Origin of the sequence: uncultured Roseobacter sp. (assembly GCF_947495275.1) — a bacterium.
Lineage (GTDB): Bacteria > Pseudomonadota > Alphaproteobacteria > Rhodobacterales > Rhodobacteraceae > Roseobacter.
This window is the reverse complement of sequence record NZ_CANLYL010000012.1, coordinates 1-20252: the sequence shown is the minus strand read 5'-3', so window position 1 is coordinate 20252 and position 20252 is coordinate 1. Positions and strand designations below refer to the sequence as shown.

At 57.7% G+C, this 20252-nt stretch carries 17 protein-coding genes and 1 riboswitch; of the genes, 5 read left to right on the top strand and 12 right to left on the bottom strand.

All coding sequences use genetic code 11. The annotated features are described in order from the left end of the window. Positions 1-203 precede the first annotated feature (203 nt). The 4 genes from Q0802_RS18950 to Q0802_RS18935 form a co-directional block, all read right to left on the bottom strand. A complete protein-coding gene (locus Q0802_RS18950; RefSeq protein ID WP_298921213.1) occupies positions 204-2741 on the bottom strand; it encodes a putative PEP-binding protein in 2538 nt (845 codons plus the stop codon). 83 nt (positions 2742-2824) lie between these two features. After that, on the bottom strand, positions 2825-5035 hold the full coding sequence (glyS, locus tag Q0802_RS18945; protein WP_298921209.1) for a glycine--tRNA ligase subunit beta: 2211 nt from the start codon (positions 5033-5035) through the stop codon (positions 2825-2827). Further along, complete coding sequence (locus Q0802_RS18940) at positions 5035-5556, bottom strand: DUF6446 family protein (RefSeq protein ID WP_298921206.1); 522 nt, start codon at positions 5554-5556, stop codon at positions 5035-5037. The genes glyS and Q0802_RS18940 overlap by 1 nt, the downstream gene beginning before the upstream one ends. Further along, the gene (locus Q0802_RS18935) at positions 5553-6494 is read right to left on the bottom strand and encodes a glycine--tRNA ligase subunit alpha (protein ID WP_298921205.1); all 942 of its coding nucleotides are present in this window, start codon (positions 6492-6494) and stop codon (positions 5553-5555) included. The genes Q0802_RS18940 and Q0802_RS18935 overlap by 4 nt, the downstream gene beginning before the upstream one ends. A 162-nt stretch (positions 6495-6656) precedes the next feature. Between Q0802_RS18935 and Q0802_RS18930 the strand changes: the two genes are divergently transcribed. Next, positions 6657-8435 (top strand): serine protease, encoded by a 1779-nt coding sequence (locus tag Q0802_RS18930; RefSeq protein WP_298921203.1) that lies wholly within the window; start codon positions 6657-6659, stop codon positions 8433-8435. A 135-nt stretch (positions 8436-8570) separates the two neighbouring features. Continuing rightward, positions 8571-8852 (top strand): hypothetical protein, encoded by a 282-nt coding sequence (locus Q0802_RS18925; protein ID WP_298921201.1) that lies wholly within the window; start codon positions 8571-8573, stop codon positions 8850-8852. 7 nt (positions 8853-8859) lie between these two features. On the opposite strand, the gene Q0802_RS18920 is transcribed toward Q0802_RS18925, so the two are convergent. From Q0802_RS18920 to metZ, 5 genes are all read right to left on the bottom strand, one after another. Next, a complete protein-coding gene (locus Q0802_RS18920) occupies positions 8860-10446 on the bottom strand; it encodes a thiamine pyrophosphate-binding protein (RefSeq protein WP_298921200.1) in 1587 nt (528 codons plus the stop codon). Between the two features lies 1 nt (position 10447). After that, positions 10448-11896, bottom strand: a complete 1449-nt coding sequence (locus Q0802_RS18915) for a TrkH family potassium uptake protein (RefSeq protein WP_298921428.1) — start codon at positions 11894-11896, stop codon at positions 10448-10450. Between the two features lie 70 nt (positions 11897-11966). Then, entirely contained in the window at positions 11967-12203 is a 237-nt protein-coding gene (locus Q0802_RS18910) for a DUF1127 domain-containing protein (RefSeq protein ID WP_298921197.1), read from the bottom strand. Between the two features lie 162 nt (positions 12204-12365). After that, the gene (gene folE2, locus Q0802_RS18905) at positions 12366-13469 is read right to left on the bottom strand and encodes a GTP cyclohydrolase FolE2 (protein WP_298921195.1); all 1104 of its coding nucleotides are present in this window, start codon (positions 13467-13469) and stop codon (positions 12366-12368) included. Positions 13470-13636: 167 nt separating this feature from the next. Further along, on the bottom strand, positions 13637-14818 hold the full coding sequence (metZ, locus tag Q0802_RS18900) for an O-succinylhomoserine sulfhydrylase (protein ID WP_298921194.1): 1182 nt from the start codon (positions 14816-14818) through the stop codon (positions 13637-13639). Positions 14819-14878: 60 nt separating this feature from the next. Next, a riboswitch (SAM riboswitch) is annotated at positions 14879-14955 on the bottom strand. Between the two features lie 116 nt (positions 14956-15071). Here metZ and Q0802_RS18895 point away from each other — a divergent pair. The 3 genes from Q0802_RS18895 to Q0802_RS18885 all read left to right on the top strand — a co-directional run bounded on the left by Q0802_RS18895 (position 15072) and on the right by Q0802_RS18885 (position 17642). Beyond that, positions 15072-16070, top strand: coding sequence for an alpha/beta hydrolase (locus tag Q0802_RS18895; protein ID WP_298921192.1), 999 nt, complete (start codon positions 15072-15074; stop codon positions 16068-16070). Then, on the top strand, positions 16054-16755 hold the full coding sequence (locus Q0802_RS18890) for a glutathione S-transferase N-terminal domain-containing protein (RefSeq protein WP_298921190.1): 702 nt from the start codon (positions 16054-16056) through the stop codon (positions 16753-16755). Before Q0802_RS18895 ends, Q0802_RS18890 begins: the two co-directional genes overlap by 17 nt. Before the next feature lie 161 nt (positions 16756-16916). Beyond that, entirely contained in the window at positions 16917-17642 is a 726-nt protein-coding gene (locus Q0802_RS18885; RefSeq protein ID WP_298921185.1) for a cyclic nucleotide-binding domain-containing protein, read from the top strand. Here Q0802_RS18885 and Q0802_RS18880 read toward each other — a convergent pair. From Q0802_RS18880 to ftsY, 3 genes are all read right to left on the bottom strand, one after another. Beyond that, positions 17639-18253 (bottom strand): inner membrane-spanning protein YciB, encoded by a 615-nt coding sequence (locus Q0802_RS18880; RefSeq protein ID WP_298921183.1) that lies wholly within the window; start codon positions 18251-18253, stop codon positions 17639-17641. The two genes, Q0802_RS18885 and Q0802_RS18880, sit on opposite strands and share 4 nt — an antisense overlap. A gap of 10 nt (positions 18254-18263) precedes the next feature. Beyond that, positions 18264-19166, bottom strand: a complete 903-nt coding sequence (locus Q0802_RS18875) for an EamA family transporter (RefSeq protein WP_298921181.1) — start codon at positions 19164-19166, stop codon at positions 18264-18266. Positions 19167-19213: 47 nt separating this feature from the next. After that, a partial coding sequence (ftsY, locus tag Q0802_RS18870; protein ID WP_298921179.1) for a signal recognition particle-docking protein FtsY occupies positions 19214-20252 on the bottom strand: 1039 nt, incomplete at its 5' end.

Genomic DNA, 20252 nt, shown 5'->3' with positions numbered 1-20252 from the left:
AGAAGCAACCCTAAAGAAAACGACAAAATCGTTTTGCAGACAATACGCACGACGGCGTCCCCCAAGACGTTTCAATGGCGTTCCTCTACCGAGATAAAAAGTTGACGTAAAGTTTACGGCCGTCGAGATGGTTAATCTCGGCGTGCAATCGCTCAACACGCAGCGCTAGAAACCACAACATGTTGCGGGTGCAATGTGGCAAACTACGATATGTTACCCCCGATCGCAAGCTGTGCGGCAGCTAGTCGCGCCACCGGAACTCGGAAGGGAGAACAGGAAACATAATCAAATCCTGCATCTCTGCAAAAGGCAATTGATTCGGGGTTGCCACCATGTTCACCACAGATCGACAAGGTGATGCCCTCATGGGCCGCCCGCCCTCTTTCTGCCCCAAGTTTGAGCAATTCACCGACACCGTCGGTATCGAGCACGTGGAAAGGGTCTTCCGGAAACACACCTTGCTGTACGTAATCGGACATGAAACGGCCCGCATCATCTCGCGAGAGCCCATATGCCATTTGCGTCAAATCATTGGTCCCAAAACTCAGGAACGCGCAATTGGGTGCAATCTCGGCCGTACGCAGTGCCGCGCGCGGCGTCTCCACCATCACCCCCAAACGGTAGTCGAATTGCGCTTCCTTTTCCGTGCGCACAGCAGCGGCGACCGCATCGATTGAGCTTTTGACCAGTTCCACTTCGCGCTTTGCCGACACCAATGGAATCATGATCTCCGGAACGACAGCAGCACCTTTGGCATTGACCTCGATTGTTGCCTCGAAAATCGCGCGCGCCTGCATTTCATAGATTTCCGGAACGGTCACGCCCAACCGCACGCCGCGCAGACCCAACATCGGATTATACTCGGACATCGCGTCGATGCGGCGCGTCACATCCGACAAGGGCAGATCCAGCGCATCGGCCAGTTCTCTCTGACCCGCGCGATCGTTGGGCAGGAATTCATGTAACGGCGGATCAAAGAGCCGGATACAAACCGGTTGCCCCTTCATGATGTCAAAAAGCTGGATAAAATCCGCCTGCTGCATGGGCAGCAACCGTTCAAGCACCGCCCGCCGATCCTGCGACGTTTCCGCAAAGATCATTTCGCGCATGACAGTCAGTCGGCCCGGTTCAAAGAACATGTGTTCGGTCCGGCACAGCCCGATGCCCTGCGCGTTGAAGTTCCGGGCCGTTTGCGCATCCGCAGGCGTATCCGCGTTCGCGCGGATGCCGATGTCGCAAAAATCACTCGACCATTCCATGAGCTTCTGGAAACTCTCGTCCAAGGCCGCCTCGCGCATCTTGGGAGCACCGGCCAGAACCTCGCCGCTTGTGCCATCGACTGTAATGACTTCCCCTGCGTTGAAGACTTTGCCGTCCTTGGTCACCAGTTGTTTCTTGCTGCCAATGAAACGCATGTTCGATGCGCCGACCACGCAGGGCAACCCGATACCGCGACCGATCACAGCGGCATGGCTGGTGATGCCACCGCGTTCCGTCAGAACCGCATGGGCGGCGTGCATACCGCGAATATCCTCCGGAGAGGTTTCACGTCGCACCAGAATACAAGGCTCGCCCCGCGCGGCACTGGCCTGTGCTTCGGTGGCGGTGAAGACAATCTGACCCGTGGCCGCACCCGGACTGGCCGCGATCCCATATCCGATCACGTTGCGCTCGGCACCGGGATCGACCTGCCGGTGCAAGAGCTCCGACAGGGTTCGGGGCTGCACACGCATCAATGCCTCGGCGCGCGAAATAATCTTGTCTTCAGCGAGTTGCACCGCAATCCGAACCGCGGCTTGGCTTGAACGCGCAACGCGGACGCCGTCGAGAATGAACAGCGCACCATTTTCAATGGCAAACTCGACCTGCATTTCCTCACGCAGTTTGACCCGCATCAGGGCTGCATGTGTCTTGAGCGCATCAAAGGCCTCAGGGGCCAGTTCCTCAAGTGACGGCCCCCTTGGATCGCGACTGAGATAAAGAGCAGCGGCGTCCCCTTCAAGCGCATCACGTCCCTGGCTTTGGCTGAGGTACCGGCCGGTGATCTGCGGCAACCCGGTATCGCTGCTGACCAGTTGCAACACACCGGACCCGGATTCGCCATGACCCAGCCCCAGCGCCATTTCCTGCACAACCAGCCCAAGACCCGCATCGACCGGCGCGCCCTTGGCTTGTCGCAGAAGACGCGCAGAGGTGCCATCCCAGGCGCGGGCCATTGATTTCAGAACGGCAGCCAGTTGTTCAGCGGGGTCTTCGGGAAAGGGCTCTTCCATTTCAGCTTCATAGGCCCGCAGCGAATCCGTCAGGCCTTCGCGCCCTTCCCCGTCCACATCATCAAACATGTCAGGGTCGAGCCGCGCGACATCGACCGCATAGGACTGCACGAACCGGGTGTTGACCGCATAGGCAGCATCCTGGCCCAACCGGTCAGAAAGCGTCGCCAACCGCTTGTCATTCATGCCGATGTTGAGAACGGCACCGGGCCCGCCCCAGTCGGGATCTTCAGAAGAGGGGCGCACACATAGCAGCGTGCCTTTGGGAAACTGAGACACGATGGCAGTGGTGTCCGGCAGCTCACCTTTGGCAATACGCTTCACCGCTTCAAAGGACAGCGCGACCGTGCGCGGCACCGGCAGATCGAGACGCACCAGCCTTTGCAGGCATTTGGCCCGCCCCCCGTGCGTTTCGGCGGCAATGGGCGCTTGAGCGGTCACAAGTGTGGTATGCGGATTATTCTGCACTGCGGCACCTTTCTGTTGAGGTGCAGCATAGGCAGTAAAATGGGGCTGGCAAGCCTCTGCCCGAGCAAAACGAGACCGGTGGATTACCCTTCGATGCGGGTCAAATCGGCAACGGATGTGCAAAGGCGGGTGATACGGCTCAGCAGATTTAACCGATTGCGCCTTACAGTGGCATTCTCTGCGTTCACCTGAACTGCCGTAAAGAAAGCATCCAGGGGTCCGCGCAATGCTGCCATGGCCGACATGGCAGTCGTGAAATCCAGCGATTTCATGGCCGGATCAATCTTTGCCTCTGCCGCGTCCAGCGCATCAAAAAGCGCGCGTTCCTCATCGGTCTGCGCAAATTTCACGTCCGGCCCGTAGGAATATTCGACCCCATCCGCCGCCTCGGCCTGCGTCAGAATGTTGTTGGCACGTTTGAAAGCTTGCAGCAGGTTTTCCCCATCGTCCGTTTTCAGCACGTCCGACAGGGCGCGCGCGCGTTTGACCAGCAGGGCCAGATCGTCATTGCCCTTCATCGCGATACAGGCGTCGATGACGTCATGGCGGATGCCTTGGTCACGTAAGTAGACTTTGAGGCGGTCGTGGAGGAAAGAGAGGAGGTCATCTCCTTTAGCAACCAACTCTCCGGCACTTTTTTCGGGATCATCTCCAGTCAGCATTCTAACGTAGCGCTGCCTTTGTTCAGCTACCGAGAAATCAGCAGAGAGTATCTCCGACAGCGATAAGACCTTATGATCCTCGGAATTTACCCATACGATCAAGGCCCGCCCAACTACACAGCCACGTAACCGTTGTAGCCAATGAATGCTGATGTCGCCCTCCAGAATAATCCGAATAACCCCCAGAGCCGCCCGCCGCAACGCAAACGGGTCCTTGCTCCCGGTCGGTTTTTCATCAATCGCCCAGAAGCCCGTCAGTTTGTCGATCTTTTCGGCCAAAGCCACGGCAACTGATACTGGCGCGGTGGGCACATCGTCGGACGGGCCAAGCGGGGCGTAATGTTCCTGCGCTGCGGCAGCGATGGCCTCTGAACGACCCGACGCCTTGATGTAGTAGCGCCCCATCAACCCCTGAAGTTCGGGGAATTCATAGACCATCTCCGAGGACAGATCCGCCTTGGCAAGGCGCGCCGCTTCTTCGGCTTCATCCGGGTCCGCGCCGACCAGCGGGGCAATTTCGCGCGCAAGCGACGCCATGCGCGTCACCAGTTCAGCCTGCGTGCCAAGTTTGTTGTGGAAGGTCACATTCTCCAACGCTTTCAGCCAGACGCCCATGTCGCTTTGGGCGATGCGCAGATCGTTGTCCCAGAAGAACTTCGCATCCGCCAGACGCGCGGAGAGAACCTTTTCATTGCCGGCAAGGATTGTGGCCCCATTGTCCACCGTCTCGCGATTGGCAACGGTGATGAACCGCTCGATCCGGCCCGATTTGGGATTGCGCACAGACAGGAACTTCTGGTGCTCCTTCATCGAGGTTTGCAGCACCTCGGGCGGTAATTCCAGAAAATCATCGCCGATCCGGCCCATCAGGACCACCGGCCATTCCACCAGACCGGCGATCTCTGCCAGCAACCCCTTGTCCTCAACCACCTCCAACCCGTTGGCGAAGGCCATGTTGGTCGCGTCGTGCCAGATCGTATCCGCGCGCTCCTGAGGGTCCAGCACCACATGGGCGCGTTTGAGCTTGGCTGCATAGTCGTCGAAAGAGGTCACCGAAAACCGGTCAGGCGACATGAAACGGTGGCCCGCTGTCTTGTCCGACGACGTGATCCCGTCAACATCCAGCGGCACCACCTGCGCCCCTGCCTCATCGGTCAGCAGGCACAAAATGGCATGCAATGGCCGTACCCAACGCAGCGATCCCGCCCCCCACCGCATGGATTTCGGCCAGGGGAAATTCCGGATCGCCTGTTCCAGCACCTCGGCGATGATGTCAGCCGCCGGGCGGCCCGGCTTTTCGATGCGGGCGAACAGAACAGACCCCTTGGGGGTGTCGCGCTCTTCCAACTGGTCGCGGGTCAGACCAGCACCGCGCAGGAACCCTTCGATGGCCTTTTCAGGAGCATCGGCCCGGGGTCCCTTGCGTTCCTCGATCGCTGTTGGACTTGCGGCCAAAAGGCCATCCACTGTCAATGTCAGGCGGCGCGGTGTCGAAAACGCCGCCGCCGATGCATAGGTAAGACCTGCGTCAACCATCCCATTGGTGACGAACTTCTTGAGATCTTCGCTGGCACGCTTCTGCATGCGCGCGGGGATTTCCTCGGAAAAGAGTTCAATCAGCAGATCAGGCATCAGTTTTCATCCAGTCTTGGGCATTCTTCGCCCACAATCGTTCCGTCATAGGCTTTTTCGCCGCAATCATTAAGCTCATGCCAGGCGTATCCGCGCCCGTCCTCGGTGATTGCCACAACCCGGTCAACGCCAAAGGCCACGTTCTTTTCGCCAAGGAACGCCAGCGCCGTCCCGGCCTGCAGTTCGGCGGCGATGGCTGCGGCGTCAAAACAGTCGAACCATTCAGGGGCATTGCGCGGAATGGCATTCTCCAGACCCACGTAGGTTTCGGTCAGCATGGCGAGGCTTGAGGATGTGGTAAAACAGGCGCGGAACCGGATAGGTGAGCTTTCCGCGTCAATGGCCTCGATCCCCTCCGCCAGAATGGCCACCGGCGCGTTGGAGGTGAGAGACATCAGGCGGATTTCCTGTGTCTCGGCAGAGACTTCCTCGTAAAAGCCGTAAACTTGCAAATAATAAAGCGACACGCCCGCGATCAGAGCAGAGATCATGATGGCAATCCCGACGATTTTTCCGCTCATGCAGCACTCTCTGGCTGCCAGCCTCCCGCCCGTGTCTGCACAAAGGCATCGGCGCAGGCTTTGGCCAGGGCGCGTACCCGTCCGATATAGGCCTGACGTTCGGTCACGGAAATGACGCCGCGCGCATCCAGCAGGTTAAAGATGTGGCTGGCCTTGATGCATTGATCATAGGCCGGATGGGCCATGATAATCCGCTTGCCGGTCTTGGGATCGTCATGCACCGCGCCCAGAATTTCGCGGCAATGGGCCTCGGCTTCCTCAAAATGGCGCAACAGAACGGCGGTGTCGGCTGTGTCAAAGTTCCAGCGGGCATATTCTTCTTCGGTCTGCTTGAAGATATCCCCATAGCTCAGCGCGATAGGGGTTTGCGGATCATTGAAAGGCATGTCCATGACGTGATCGACGCCCAGAATATACATCGCCAGCCGTTCAAGCCCGTAGGTCAGCTCGCCCGAAACAGGGTGGCAGTCGTGCCCACCCACCTGCTGGAAATAGGTGAACTGGCTGACTTCCATGCCGTCACACCAGACCTCCCAACCGAGCCCCCAGGCACCAAGTGTCGGGCTTTCCCAATCGTCTTCTACAAACCGAATGTCATGCAGCGCCATATCGACACCGATGGCAGCAAGAGACCCAAGATAAAGCTCCTGCAGATCGGGCGGGCTGGGTTTGATCAGCACCTGGTACTGATAGTAGTGCTGCAACCGGTTGGGGTTTTCACCATAGCGGCCATCGGTCGGACGGCGGGACGGTTGCACATAGGCCGCGGCCCAGGGCTGCGTGCCAAGACTGCGCAGGGTTGTGGCGGGGTGAAACGTGCCCGCCCCCACTTCCATGTCGTAGGGCTGCAATATCGCACAGCCCTTCCCCGCCCAATAATTTTGAAGACGCAGAATGATCTCCTGAAAGGACTTGGGGGCCTGGATAGTATCGGACATGGGGGCGTTGCCTCGGGATGAACTTGCGCGCCTTTCCTACGTGTGTGTGAATGGGGCGTCAATTGCAGGCAACAGGATAATTCAGGCCAATGTCATATGGCCAAACGGCCCAATTCCTGTTTATCTGTGCCGGATTTTGAACGGCCAGAGGTATGCATTGGAATGAAGCGGTTATTTGTAGGTTTTTTGGTTCTTTTTGCAGCCATCGGACAAGGCCTTCAGGCGCAGACCTCTCAACAGGTGGTGTGGATACAGATCGAAGCGCATCCCAACCTGCGGGACGGGCTGGCGCGCGCGCAGGTTTATGCGCGTGAATTGGAGGATGTGAGTGGGTTCAGACTGGGCGGCGGCTGGCATGGCATCGTTCTGGGGCCATACGCAGCACAGGACGCAGAGCAGGTTCTGCAAGTTTACCGCGCTGATGGTTTGATCCCGCGCGACAGCTACATCACCTTCAGCGCAACGCTGGGCGAGCAATTCTTCCCGCAGGGGCAAGACGTGCTGGGGGCAAACACGCAAACCCCGCAGGTGATCGAAGACCAGCAGGAAACCCCGACACCCTCAGAGCCGCAAATTGGCGATGATCCGGTCCAAACGCCCGAAATTGCCAATAGGGAGATTGACGAGACGCCGGCCGAGGCAAGACGAAGCGAACGCAGGCTAAGCGCTGAAGAGCGGCGCGGTTTGCAAACGGCGCTGCAATGGGCGGGTTTCTACAGCTCGACGATTGATGGTGCGTTTGGCCGCGGGACGCGCGCCTCCATGTCCGCGTGGCAGCAGGCCAACGGATTTGAACCAACAGGTATCCTGACCACGTTGCAACGAGAAGTCCTGATCGGCCAATACAATGCAGTCCTTGAGGGGCTGGAGTTGCGGCGCGTCACCGATACCAGAACCGGTATCGAAATCATGATCCCCACCGGTGTAGTCGCATTCGAGCGATATGAACCGCCCTTTGCCCACTTCAATGCCACCGACGGAAGTGCCGCCAAGGTGCTGCTGATCAGCCAGGAGGGTGATGCCAACACGCTGGCAGGTCTTTATCAGATCATGCAGACCCTTGAGATTGTCCCGCTTGAGGGAGAACGGCGCCAGACGCGCGACAGTTTTGAGCTGGTAGGGCGAAACGCCTCTATCGTGAGCGAAACGCGGGTGCGGCTGGCCGCAGGAGAGATCAAGGGTTTCACGCTGATCTGGCCCGCAGGGGACGAAGAGCGCAGGACACGGCTGATCTCCGAGATGCAGGCCAGCTTTACCCGGCTGGATGGAGTTCTGGATGCGGCGGCCGGGGATTCAAGCACACAACAGATTGATCTGGTCGCCGGGTTGCAAATTCGCAAACCCAAGGTTTCGCGATCTGGTTTCTTTGTTGATGGCGGCGGGTCGGTGATCACCACATCAGATGCGGTTCAGAGTTGCACGCGTATTACGTTGGACGAAGAGATCGACGCAAACCTGCAAACGGTTGATCTGGATCGTGGGCTGGCCATCCTAAGTCCCGCTGAGACATTAGCGCCGCCGCAGGTCGCACAATTCAGTCCAGCACCGCCGCGCCTGCAATCGGATATTGCGGTTGCGGGCTATTCCTACGAGGGCGTCCTGGATGCGCCAACAATGACGTTTGGCACCTTGTCAGATCTGCGCGGATTGCGGGGCGAGGAAGATTTGAGCCGTTTGGCGCTCAACACCCTGCCTGGCGACGCCGGCGGACCCGTCTTTGACACCAGCGGCAATGTGCTTGGCATGTTGCTGCCACGCAGCAACGGCAACCAGCAATTGCCTAAGGATGTGAGCTTCGCTCTGGCCGGTTCAGCGATCACGGAGGCGATGCAGAGTGCCGGACTGACACCCGGTAACGCTGAAGGCACCTCAACCTTGCCGCCCGAAGACATCACAGCCCGTGCCATCGGCATGACCGTGCTCGTGAGTTGCTGGGAATAAGCACAAAATCGTCTCAAATCTGCCCTAAAATTGGGGTCTCTGACTGTCATCCGTTTGCGGAGGATTAACCCCTGTACGCCATGGTCTGCTTGCGTGGGGGTGCGCCGTACTTCGGTACGATGATGGAGTGGAGAAATGCTCAAATATATGGTGGCACTGGCTTTTGGCCTGGTGCTCATGCTGCCCGCGTCGGCTGATCGTAATCAGACCGGCTCATCGAATGTCACCTTGGTGGAATACACTTCCCCCATGATGCCACCTGCGGATTTCCGCGGCCAGTGGTGGACGTCCCCTGACAACTGCCAATATTCCCGCGCTGGACGGCCGGGCGAGACGGTATGGTACCTGATCGTCAACACGGCCCATGCCAAGTGCCAAACGCGCCTGATCCAACGCGCCTATTCAGATTACCAGTGAAACCGCGTTAACGAGTCAGGTCCGGCGTGATGTAAATCAACGTCGGACCTTCATTCTCAAACGCCGCCCTGACCGCGTCCTGCAGTTCGGGAAGCGTTTTTGGGGCGACTGATCCGGCACCGAAGGCTTCGGCAAGTTTGCAAAAATCCGGGTTCCGGGCAACGACTGCATTGGGGGCGATTTGCCCGCGCACCATGCTGTCTTCGATCTCCTTAAGCTTGCCGTTGTCCCACAGGATGATCGGCAGACTCAGGCCCAACTCCACGGCAACCCCCAATTCCTGCATGGTGTAGTGAAATCCGTAGTCCCCGATGATCGCCATGGTGGGTTTGCCACGGCGCGCCACCGCGCCCCCGATGGCCGCTGGTGTCGCATATCCCAGCGTCCCGAAACCGTAGGGGTGATGCCAATGGCCGGGACGGTCCATGTCCCAGACCTCTTTGGCTACGTAAGCGAATTGTGTCATGTCCGAATAGATCATCGTGTCGGCGGGCACCACGTCCCGCAAAGCATCACAGATTGGCACAATGCCCGGGCGCTCGGCATCGGTTTCATCCCGCCAACGCGCGCGCAGGCCGGCTACATCGTTTGCCGACCAGCGTGCATTCCCTTCGCCCGTCTGACCTGCGCAGATCAGCGAGAGCACCTCTGCACCGTCGGCCACAATGCTCACAGACCGTCCGGGACCGGTCACCATGTCGGTCGGGTCAATATTGATTTGTGCCCAATTGCAGTGGTGCCCCAGTTCCTGACGCCAGAGGTCAGTTTCCGCAAGGCTGGTGCCGACGGTCAGAACGTAATCGGCCTTGGCAAAGATTTCCGCCGAGGACGGTCGCGCCAGATTGCTGCCAAAATTCAGCTCGTATGCGACCGGCACAACACCGCGTCCGGCATAGGTGGTGAAGGTGGCAGGCCTGAACCGTTCAAGCAGGCGCTCAATACTGGCGGTCACACCGCCGGTCGCGGCGCCTCCGCCAAATACAACGATCGGATAGTGCGCTTTACGCAATTCACGCGCGATTTGCTCTATACTTGCTGCGTCAATCCCGGGGGTAGGAGATTGGTCAACTGCTCGCGGCGCATCATCCGCCTGCGCTTCAAGCACCGCAATCGGCACCTGAATATGCTTGGGCCGAGGTCGCCGGGTGTCAAATTCGAGCATGGCCCTGTCTACCAGGGCATAGGCCGCCTCGGCGGTCCTGGCTTCCTCGGACCAGTCGCAAACAGTTTCCGCCGCAGCACGCTGGTCCTTCATCTGGTGCAACTGGCCTTTACGGGCCGCCGTTTCATCAAGACAGCTTGAGATCACCAGCATGGGAACCGAATCCGAATAGGCCTGCCCCATAGGTGTCATGATGTTGCAAAGACCGGGTCCGGTGATCACATAAGCCACCCCCGGTTTGCCGGTTGCACGCGCATATCCATCCGCCATGAAACCCGCCCCTTGTTCGTGGCGCGCCAACACATGGGTAATCCCCGCCTCTTCGATGCCTCGGTACATTTCCTGATTATGCACCCCAGGAATGCCAAAGATCACATCAACACCGCGATCTTTGAGCATGTGCGAAATTTGGGCACCTAGCGGTTTTTGCATATCAGTTTCTCCAGAATTTAACGGTCAGGATGGCGTAAACGGCCAGCAATTCGAGCCGGCCAAGCAGCATTCCCGCGGTCAAAAGCCATTTGGCGGTATCGTTCAGCCCAGCAAAGTTCCCGGCAGGACCAATCTCGGGACCCAATCCAGGACCCACATTCGAAAGGGCGGTCGCTGCCCCCGACAGCGAGGTGATGAAATCAAGGCCGGTCAGGCTCAGAGCGACGGCAAGCAAACCGAGGGTCACGGTGAAAAACATGAAAAACGAAATGACCGAACTCAGAACATCGTCGCCGACAGCGCGCCTTTCATAACGGACAAGAAACACACCGTTGGGTGAGCGGATCTTTCGCAACTGCATCTTGATGGAGGCAAACAGCAGCTGGTAACGGAATATCTTGATCGAACAGGTTGTCGATCCCGCGCACCCACCAATCAGGCCAATGAAAAAGAACATCGAAATCAGCAACGACCCCCAGGTCATATAATTGGCGGAGGCATAACCGGTTCCGGTCATGATAGAGGTTACATTGAAAAGAGCCTCGCGGAAGGATTGCCCCCATTGATCCGGTGACACCCGCGACAGGACAAACGTCATGGCAACGACCAAAACCAGGAGTGTCGCGATAAAGGCCCGCACCTGACTGTCACGCCACAGCGGTGAGGCGTGTCCGTTGATCATCTGCACATAGCGGACAAACGGCAGAGACGCGACAACCATAAAGAAGGCCGCAGCATACTCCTTGTTACCAGAAAACGCGCCAAAGGATTCGTCGTAGTTTGCGAACCCCCCGGTCGAAATCGTGGTCAGCGCATGCACTGTGGCGTCAAAGGCATTCATGCCCAAAGCCAGATAACTGAGCGCACATGCCATTGTCAGTGCCAGATAAATGCTTGAAATCTGGCTGGCAATCTGACCGGCGCGGGGAAGGATTTTACCCATGGTATCGAAGGATTCAGATTTGAAAATCTGCATCCCGCCGACGCGCAATTCGGGCAGGAAAACCATGGCAACGACAATGATGCCGATGCCACCCAGCCATTGCAAAATCCCACGCCACAGCAACAGACCCTTTGGCAGGTCCTGCAAACCGGCCAGAACGGTTGATCCGGTGGTGGTCAGGCCCGACATGGCTTCGAAAAACGCATCGACAAAGCGCGCGTCGGTTTCGCCCAGAACGAAGGGCAACGCGCCAAAAAGAGGCAAAGCCACCCAAACGCCCGTGGTCAGAAGGAAGGTCTGCTGAATGGTCAGCCCTTCCTTTACCCCATTGGCGCAGGCCAGAGAGATCAGCCCACCGGCCAGAACCGTGATCAATGAGGATTGGAAAAAGACCGGCCAATGTTCCCGCCCTTCAGCCAGATCAATCAGCATTGGCAAGAGCATGGCGGTGCCAAGCACGGCCACCAGCAAGCCAATTACGTATCCGACGGGGCGCAGGTCCAACATGAGCGCAGGGTTGGCTGGCCCGGCAGCCAGTGTCAAGCGCCTGAAAGATGGGGTTCAGAAATCGGTCAGATCAGACGTAGAGGATGTCCGAAAAGACATGGCGAACGATGTCTTCGCGCCGTATTCCGATGGCGGCAAGTTCTGCATCCGATTTTTCTTGCAACCGTTCCACAATCACCATGCGGCGGTTTGCGCTGGCAGCCAGAATCAGGCTGCTGCCGATGCCGGAAAAAATCTTGGTGACGCTTGCCCAAAAGCTCTGCAACACTTCCGACCCGGGAATTTGGTGAGCCACGTGATACGCCATAGCCTGTCCTTCTCATTTCGCAATTATTACTACAGCAAGAGATATAAGCATCTGAGTGGTAATGAGAATTGTCGTTATTGCATAGCCGCTATCCCCTGACGCTGCGCCGCAGCGTAGCAGGCACAACCGGATGAGATCGGACAACAATCTGCTGAATTGGCCTTAGCCTACGTGGAACAGCGTGTTGAAGAGCTTGGGGTCCAGGCTTTCGGCCGCAAAAGTGTCACCTTCGACCAGGATGCTGACCGCATCGTGGCTGTGAAGGCTCTCCTGATGGCTCGCTATCACGCGGAAATCGCCAATACGCACATCTGAATGCAGCTGCTCGCAAAACAGACGGGCGGCGTCTTCCACAAAAATCGGATTGGCCGCGTTCAGCTCTGCAAAGGCCTGTTCATCCTCGCGCTTGACCATCACCTGCGTCTCGGTCGGAACGGCAATGCGGCAGGCTTCGATAAGGTCCTCGAACCACAAGCACCCGGCCTTCTCGTCAATTTCCACCGACACCCGCGCCACGGAGCGTTGCGAATGTGGCGTCGCCAGTTGTCCGCGCGTGGCGCGGGCATGTTCGGAAAGCTCCAAGGAGCAGGGGCAGGTTGACGAGTAGACATAGTCGAGGTGCATGATTTTCTTGCGCACCCCGGCCTGTTCGACCAGTTCCAGAGCGATATCATAGTACTGGTACCCGGCCAGCCCCGACCGCAGACTGTCGACTTTCATGGGAAAGCTGAAACGCATCTGGATACGGGCGTCAAAACTCTCCAGGTCGGTGATGTAGTCGTCCAATGCGGCTTCGATCACTTCGAAACTGAAGGTCTGCTCAGCATGTTTGTAGAAAGACCGCATGATCCGGGACATGTTAATGCCCTTCTTGTCAGCCTCCAGGCTGACCGAACCGGTCACCGAAGCTTCAAGCGTCAGATCGCCATTGTCGCGTGTCCGAAAACGAATGGGCAGTCGAAAATTGGATATGCCGACATGCTGGATTTGCTGCTTTGCCCCCCGGATCAGGCTCGAAGGCCCGTTCTGAAGGTCCGGCAACGTCGATTTATACCCTTCATCCGTTGCAAAGCCGTCGGGATATTCGCGTGAAAAAGCGGGGTAGTCCACCGCATCTGACCCTGGAACCAACCGGGCGACGGACGGATCAAGTTCCAGAATTTCAGTGGTGGTCGCGCCTTTCGCCCAATTTCGCAGGAGCGCAAGAGCGGCCTCGGCCTCTTCGCGATCTGGAGTGGCATCAAGTACGGGTGTGTGGATGTTCATCGCTATGTCCCTCATGACGTCGTCTGCTCTCTAGATAGGGCTTTGTGCCGGTACAGCCAACTCTCCTCACAAATACGTCAGATCGCGTCGATGAGATCAGTATTACCCGACATCAATGGCATGAAATCCCTGACAAGGGGAAAATTCAGCGCCCTGCATCAAAAACGTCAAACCGCGGCCAGGGCTGTCAGAATATCTGTCACGAGATCCTCGGTATCTTCGATCCCGACACTGATGCGCACAAGACCGTCGGTGATGCCCAGGGACGAGCGTTGCTCCTCTGACAACCTCTGATGCGTGGTTGTTGCCGGGTGCGTCATGATCGTCTTGGCGTCACCGAGGTTGTTCGAGATAATCCCCACTTCGATGGCATTCAAAAAGCGGAATGCGGCGGGCTTGCCACCTCGGATATCAAGAGACAGTACGGTTCCGCCCTGCTCCATCTGGCGCTTGACGAGATCATGCTGCGCGTGGCTCGCATGACCCGGGTAGATGACCTGTCGCAGTTTCTCATGCCCTTGTAACGCTTCGGCAATCGCGGTCGCGTTGGATGTCTGGGCGCGCACCCGCAGGTTCATCGTTTCCAGCCCTTTTAGCATGACCCAGGCGGTGAACGGGCTCATCGAACCGCCAGTGTGTTTCATGTAGGGCTCAACCGTCTTACGAATATAGTCACGGCTGCCCAGAATGACGCCCCCCAAGGCGCGGCCTTGCCCATCTATGTGTTTTGTTGCGGAATAAACCACGACATCGGCCCCCTGTTTGACGGCGTCAGACCAGACCGGGGTCGAGAACACATTGTCCACCACAACAGTGGCGCCCTTAGCGTGGGCAAGTTCAGCGACGGAGGCAATATCCACAACCTGAAGGGTCGGGTTGGAAATGGATTCGAAGAACACCGCAGTCGTATCGTCGCGGATGGCCTCTTTCCAAGCTGACAGATCTGCCCCGTCGACGAAGGTGACTTCTACGCCGAACCGCATCAGAACGTCTTCGAGCACGTAGAGGCAGGAGCCAAAAAGCGCCCGCGAAGAAACCACGTGATCGCCTGCTTTCAACATAGATGTCAGCGCACCGGAAACCGCAGCCATACCCGATGCTGTTGCAAAGGCATCCTCGGCCCCTTCGAGCGCCGCAATCCGTTCTTCGAACATGGCCACCGTCGGGTTGCCATAGCGCGCATAGATGAATTCATCCGGCCCGGACTCGATAAAACGCGCTTCGGCGTCTTCAGCGGTGTCGTAGACAAACCCTTGCGTGAGATAAATCGCCTCGGACACTTCGCCGTATTGGCTGCGCCGGGTGCCTGCGTGAACAGCCACAGTGCTTGGTTTTAATTCGCGTGTCATTCTCTTCTTCCTTCACCCTTGCGGGCACAAAAAAACCCCAGACGCGGCCAACGCGACGGGGTTTCCTCATCGGTGACCTTTTAGCGGAATGTTTAGAGTGGCCCGCAATCCGGTAACAAATCGCCACAGGCTTTCCGTTAAGACAAAGGGTGTTGCGCGTCAACACCGTCACGGTGGTGTAACAGTAATTTCATGCGCGCGTCGTATGCATGATGCAAAGATCAGCCACAATATGTTGTAGAGAGGGCAGAGAATGCCATTGCTCAGGGTGAATGCGACACCTCAGGGGTTGCAGCTGCACGATCGGCCCGGCGTGGCGGAAACCGCGCTTGAGACGCAGCCCATCACCGCAGGGCCAGTCATCATCATGGTGCACGGCTACAAATATGCGCCCGGCGACGCAAACCATTGTCCTCACGAAAAAATCTTCAGATCAGATTCGGGAAACTGGCCACAGAATTTGGGCTTTGGCCGTGAAAACCCGGCCGAAGGTCTGGGGATCGCCTTTGGCTGGTATGCACGTGGCTCCCTGTGGCAAGCGCACGCGCGCGCATCCAAACTTGGCGAACGTCTCGCCAAAGTGATCGCCGTTTTGCGGCGCCGCGCGCCAGAGAGACCCGTTCATGTCATCGCGCATTCGCTTGGGTCTGAAATCGCCCTTTCCGCTTTGCCGCATCTTGCGCCACATCAGCTGAACAGGATGGTGCTGCTGACGGGGGCGAGTTTTTCGAGCCGCGCCCGGGCGATGCTGCGCACACCCGCCGGATTGACGACCGAGGTCCTCAATGTGACCAGTCGCGAAAACGATCTCTTCGATATGGCTTTTGAGAGGATGGTGACACCGCCGGTCCCACGTGATGTCGCCATTGGGCAAGGAATTGACCTTCCGAATGTGACAACCGTACAGCTCGACTGCCCCGAAACACTCACTGTTCTTCAAAAGCTTGATCTGCCCGTCGCGCCGCCAGAGCGTCGTGTGTGCCACTGGTCCACATATCTTCGCCCGGGGGCCATGGCGCTTTATGCCAGGCTTCTGCGGGATTCCGACGCACTCTCCCCACGCGCATTGGGGCGCATGCTGCCGAACACCAACGCGCCGCGTTGGTCGCGATTTAAGCGGCCTGCATCAAGTTGGTCTGCTGCTGCGGCCCCGGCTGTTACTTTGCCTGCCCTGCCCCTTGCCCTGCGGTTGAAAAATCGCATCATGGCCCCGTCATCAGCGCAGGGAAAACACAATGAGCACGCCTATTGATCTTTACTACTGGCCAACGCCAAACGGCTGGAAGATTTCCATCGCCCTCGAAGAAATGGCCCTGCCTTACGAAACCCATTTGATCAACATAGGCGCAGGTGACCAGTTCGCACCGGAATTCCTGAAAATCGCGCCCAACAATCGCATGCCCGCAATTGTCGATCATGATGGCCCCGGCGACGAGCCGGTTTCGATCTTTGAATCAGGTGCGATCCTGCAATATCTGGCTGAAAAAACGGGCAAGTTCGGAGGTCAGACGCCACGTGAAAAGATCGCAGTTTCCGAGTGGTTGATGTGGCAAATGGGCGGGCTTGGCCCCATGGCCGGGCAAGCGCATCATTTCCTGAAATACGCGCCGATGATGGACCCACCAAACGATATCCCCTACGCCAAGGACCGCTACCGCGCTGAAACAGCAAGGCTTTATGGCGTTCTGGATAGAAGATTGGCAGACAACGAATATGTTGCCGGCGATTTTTACAGCATTGCAGACATGTCGATCTGGGGATGGGCGTCACTGTGGGAAGGCCAGCAACAGACGCTGGAGGACAAGCCCCATATGGCGCGGTGGCTGGACATGATGGGTGTACGCGCGGGCGTGCAGGCAGGTCGCGCCCTTTTTGCCGAGAAACGTGCCGATTTCCGTCAGGATAAGGACGCACAAAGCCAACTTTTCAAACGTTGAAGGCCCCCGGTTCCGTCAGGGCTTTGCAAAAAGCCGGAATTTGGTTAGGGCCAACCATCTTTCAAGCGCAGAAAAGCGCATAAATTAATGAATTTCTTTGCAAAATGGGTTTATAGTTGCGCAAACTTTGCGAATGTTCTGGGTTGCTGTGATTTTTCTTTATGACTGATTTTGTGTATTCACCCGGATTGCTGGTCTATCTGGCGGGGGCTTTCTACATTCTGGGGTTGGTGATCATTCACCAGGTCGTGCTACGTCTTCTCATCTTGTCCGGCACCGGCGTTTACCTGCTTTACTATTTCACGGTCGCGAACACCCCCCTGTGGGAGGCAATCTACGTCAGTTTCCTGATCGGCATGGCCAATATAATCGGCCTGACCAGCCTTCTGGCGCGCAAATCCCGTTTTGCAATCCCACGCGCTCATGCCGATATCTATGGTGATTTTCCGCCGTTGCCACCGGGTGATTTCCGGGCGTTGATGAAACTGGCCAAACGCTACACTGTCGAGGCCGACAAACAGGTGACAACCGAAGGCGAGGCCGGTGACAAGCTCTATTTCGTGATCAGCGGCTCCACCTTGGTGCGCAAAAGCGATCAGGCCTTCGTGCTGGCACCGAAGCTGTTTCTGGGCGAGGTTGCCTTTTTGGTTGGCGCACCCAGTTCCGCGTCAACGTGGCTCGAAGAAGGTGCCGAAGTGCTGGAATGGAACTTTAGCGACCTGCGGCGCAAATGCGCGCGCAGCACGCGGTTCAAACTCGCGTTGGAAGCAGCGATTTCGGCCGATCTGGCTCATAAGGTGGCGCATTCAATGGGCAAGGATTCCGTGCGCGTTGACCATATCCCTAAACCGATGATCGAGGCGTTGCCCTCGGTGCGTCAAGGTTAGGCGTCGCCTTCAGTTTCATCGGTGATCAGATAGCTTTGCAGGGCGGTAAACTGCCACATCAGAAACGCCATCAACGCGACGGGAAATCCGAAGGTTTCGATCTTGACCCATGCGTCCGTCGACATGGTGCGCCAGACGACCTCATTTGCGATGGCCAGCAAGGCAAAAGCCGCGCACAGGCGTCTCGTCAGGATCATCCATCCTTCGTCTTTCATCGGCATCATTTCATTCATGACATAGGCCAGATAGGACTGGCCGCGCAGCAACCCGATGCCCAAAAGAGCCGCAAAAAGCCCGTAGACGATGGTTGTCTTCATTTTAAAGAAGCGCTCATCGTTGAACCAAGCGGTCAGACCGCCAAAGAATATGACCATGAAGGCCGTAAAAACCTGCATGCGGCTGAGCTTCCCGGTCAAGTGCCACAGAACCCCCATGGCAAAAAGCAGGATCGGCACAAAGACCAGCGCGGCAATGATGAAACCGCTGTATTCGATCCCAGCGATCACAAAGGTATCTTCCTTGATCTTCAGATAGATCAGGAAAAACAGCACGGTGGGCCCCAGTTCGAGCACCTGTTTGGTGATCGGGTTGATCGTTTTTTCGTCTGACATTCCGGCTTCCTTATCCACCCATCTCAACTATCACAGCGCCCAGCGCAATCAATGCCATCAGCGCAATACGTCGCGGCCCCACGGTTTCCTTCAGGAAGACCCAACCGATGATGGCGGCAAAAACAGTGGAGGTCTCGCGCAGAACGGCAGCCTCGCCCACTTTGTCGAGCCGCGTGGCCATCATCACTGCGCCAAAGCTCAGCGGTGCGATCAAGCCGCCCAGCAACCCGCGCCGCATCAGTGGTCCCAAATCCGGCCGCCCGGACATGCGCAGCCAACGCGCGCCTGCGATGAAGGGCATGACAAAGCCATCAATCATGAAAAACCAGGCCAGAAAGGTGAAGGGATCGGCCGTCGCGCGGATGCCGTAGGCGTCATAGGTTGTGTAAAGCGCCACAAAAAGACCGGTGAGCACCGCCAGTCCAAGAGCTGCATTTAGGGTGTCCCGCTCGGAGACCAGAAAGATCATATTGTAGATCGCCAGCCCGAAGATGCCTGCCAGCAGAACCGCAACACCCAGCCACTGCGTGATCGAAAAGGTTTCCCCAAAGATCAGATAGGCACCAAAAACCGTGAAGAGTGGTCCGGTGCCGCGCACCACCGGATAGACCACGGTGTAGGCCCCCTTGGTGTAGGTCCAGGCCTGCAAGAGCTTGTAAAACACATGAATGATCCACACGGCCGCAAAGATCGGCCACATATGCGGCTCGGGCCAGGGCACCACAAATAGAGCGAAAGGTGCGGCCATGGCCATGTAGCAAAAATCAATCGCCCCCCTGGTAAGCCAAGGATCGAAACGCCCTTTTTGCAGCGCGCCAAAGACCGCGTGAAGAAAGGCCGCCATCAGTGCCAGCACAAGGGCCAGTTGATGGCCTACATCCGTACCTTCGATGGAGATCAGCCATTCGGTCATGCGTTACCCGCGCACCAAAACGGCTGAGACGGACCTGTTGGGGTGCTTCATGCGCGCTCAAGGCCCATCAGGGCGTCTGCGAACTCCTCAGGATCAAAAGCATCGAGATCGTCGATCTGTTCGCCCACGCCAATTGCATGAATCGGCAGCCCGAACTTATCGGCAAGCGCCACAAGCACGCCGCCTTTGGCGGTCCCGTCGAGCTTGGTCATGACAAGGCCGGAAACATCAGAAATATCCCGGAACACCTTGACCTGATTGAGCGCATTTTGCCCGGTGGTCGCATCCAGCACCAGCAGCGTATTGTGCGGGGCGGTTTCGTCTTTTTTGCGGATCACGCGCACGATTTTGGCCAGTTCCTCCATCAGATCGCTGCGGTTTTGCAATCGGCCCGCTGTGTCAATCAGCAAAAGATCGGCCCCATCCGCCTGTGCCTGCGTCATCGCATCAAAGGCAAGGCTCGCAGGATCAGACCCTTCCGGCGCTGTCAGAACCGGCACACCGGCCCGGTCACCCCAGACCTGCAACTGCTCAACGGCTGCCGCGCGGAAGGTGTCGCCCGCCGCAATCACCACCTTTTTGCCCGCCGCACGGAACTGGCTGGCCAGCTTGCCGATGGTTGTGGTCTTGCCGGAGCCGTTGACACCCACCACAAGAACCACCTGCGGGGTGCGCGGATAAAGCGGCAATGGTTTGGCCACAGGGTCCATGATCCGGGCGATTTCCGCCGACATCAGCTCCTTGATTTCCTGTACCGACAGTTTGCGCCCCAAACGCCCCTCAGCCATGTTCGACACCACGCGCAGCGCCGTGTCCACGCCCATATCCGCCGTGATCAGCAACTCTTCGAGTTGTTCCAGCATGTCGTCGTCCAGCGTCCGCCGGACCACGGTTTTGGCCGCAGAACGCCCCAGCAACCGGCCAAGGATACCCGGCTTTTCGGCGGGTGTTTCCGCCTGCGGTTCATTCAAAGCTTCAGCAACAGGGGCCGGAGTGCGCGGCAGGGAAACTGGCTCTGGCTCTGGCTCTGGCTCTGGCTCTGGCTCTGGCTCTGGCTCTGGCTCTGGCTCTGGCTCTGGCTCTGGC

What these genes read in the sequence shown, in the direction of transcription:
- glyS (WP_298921209.1), bottom strand. Translation starts at nt 5,035, where the DNA reads ATGCCTGATCTGCTGATTGAACTCTTTTCCGAGGAAATCCCCGCGCGC.
- Q0802_RS18940 (WP_298921206.1), bottom strand. Translation starts at nt 5,556, where the DNA reads ATGAGCGGAAAAATCGTCGGGATTGCCATCATGATCTCTGCTCTGATC.
- Q0802_RS18935 (WP_298921205.1), bottom strand. Translation starts at nt 6,494, where the DNA reads ATGTCCGATACTATCCAGGCCCCCAAGTCCTTTCAGGAGATCATTCTG.
- Q0802_RS18930 (WP_298921203.1), top strand. Translation starts at nt 6,657, where the DNA reads ATGAAGCGGTTATTTGTAGGTTTTTTGGTTCTTTTTGCAGCCATCGGA.
- Q0802_RS18925 (WP_298921201.1), top strand. Translation starts at nt 8,571, where the DNA reads ATGCTCAAATATATGGTGGCACTGGCTTTTGGCCTGGTGCTCATGCTG.
- Q0802_RS18920 (WP_298921200.1), bottom strand. Translation starts at nt 10,446, where the DNA reads ATGCAAAAACCGCTAGGTGCCCAAATTTCGCACATGCTCAAAGATCGC.
- Q0802_RS18915 (WP_298921428.1), bottom strand. Translation starts at nt 11,896, where the DNA reads ATGTTGGACCTGCGCCCCGTCGGATACGTAATTGGCTTGCTGGTGGCC.
- Q0802_RS18910 (WP_298921197.1), bottom strand. Translation starts at nt 12,203, where the DNA reads ATGGCGTATCACGTGGCTCACCAAATTCCCGGGTCGGAAGTGTTGCAG.
- folE2 (WP_298921195.1), bottom strand. Translation starts at nt 13,469, where the DNA reads ATGAACATCCACACACCCGTACTTGATGCCACTCCAGATCGCGAAGAG.
- metZ (WP_298921194.1), bottom strand. Translation starts at nt 14,818, where the DNA reads ATGACACGCGAATTAAAACCAAGCACTGTGGCTGTTCACGCAGGCACC.
- Q0802_RS18895 (WP_298921192.1), top strand. Translation starts at nt 15,072, where the DNA reads ATGCCATTGCTCAGGGTGAATGCGACACCTCAGGGGTTGCAGCTGCAC.
- Q0802_RS18890 (WP_298921190.1), top strand. Translation starts at nt 16,054, where the DNA reads ATGAGCACGCCTATTGATCTTTACTACTGGCCAACGCCAAACGGCTGG.
- Q0802_RS18885 (WP_298921185.1), top strand. Translation starts at nt 16,917, where the DNA reads ATGACTGATTTTGTGTATTCACCCGGATTGCTGGTCTATCTGGCGGGG.
- Q0802_RS18880 (WP_298921183.1), bottom strand. Translation starts at nt 18,253, where the DNA reads ATGTCAGACGAAAAAACGATCAACCCGATCACCAAACAGGTGCTCGAA.
- Q0802_RS18875 (WP_298921181.1), bottom strand. Translation starts at nt 19,166, where the DNA reads ATGACCGAATGGCTGATCTCCATCGAAGGTACGGATGTAGGCCATCAA.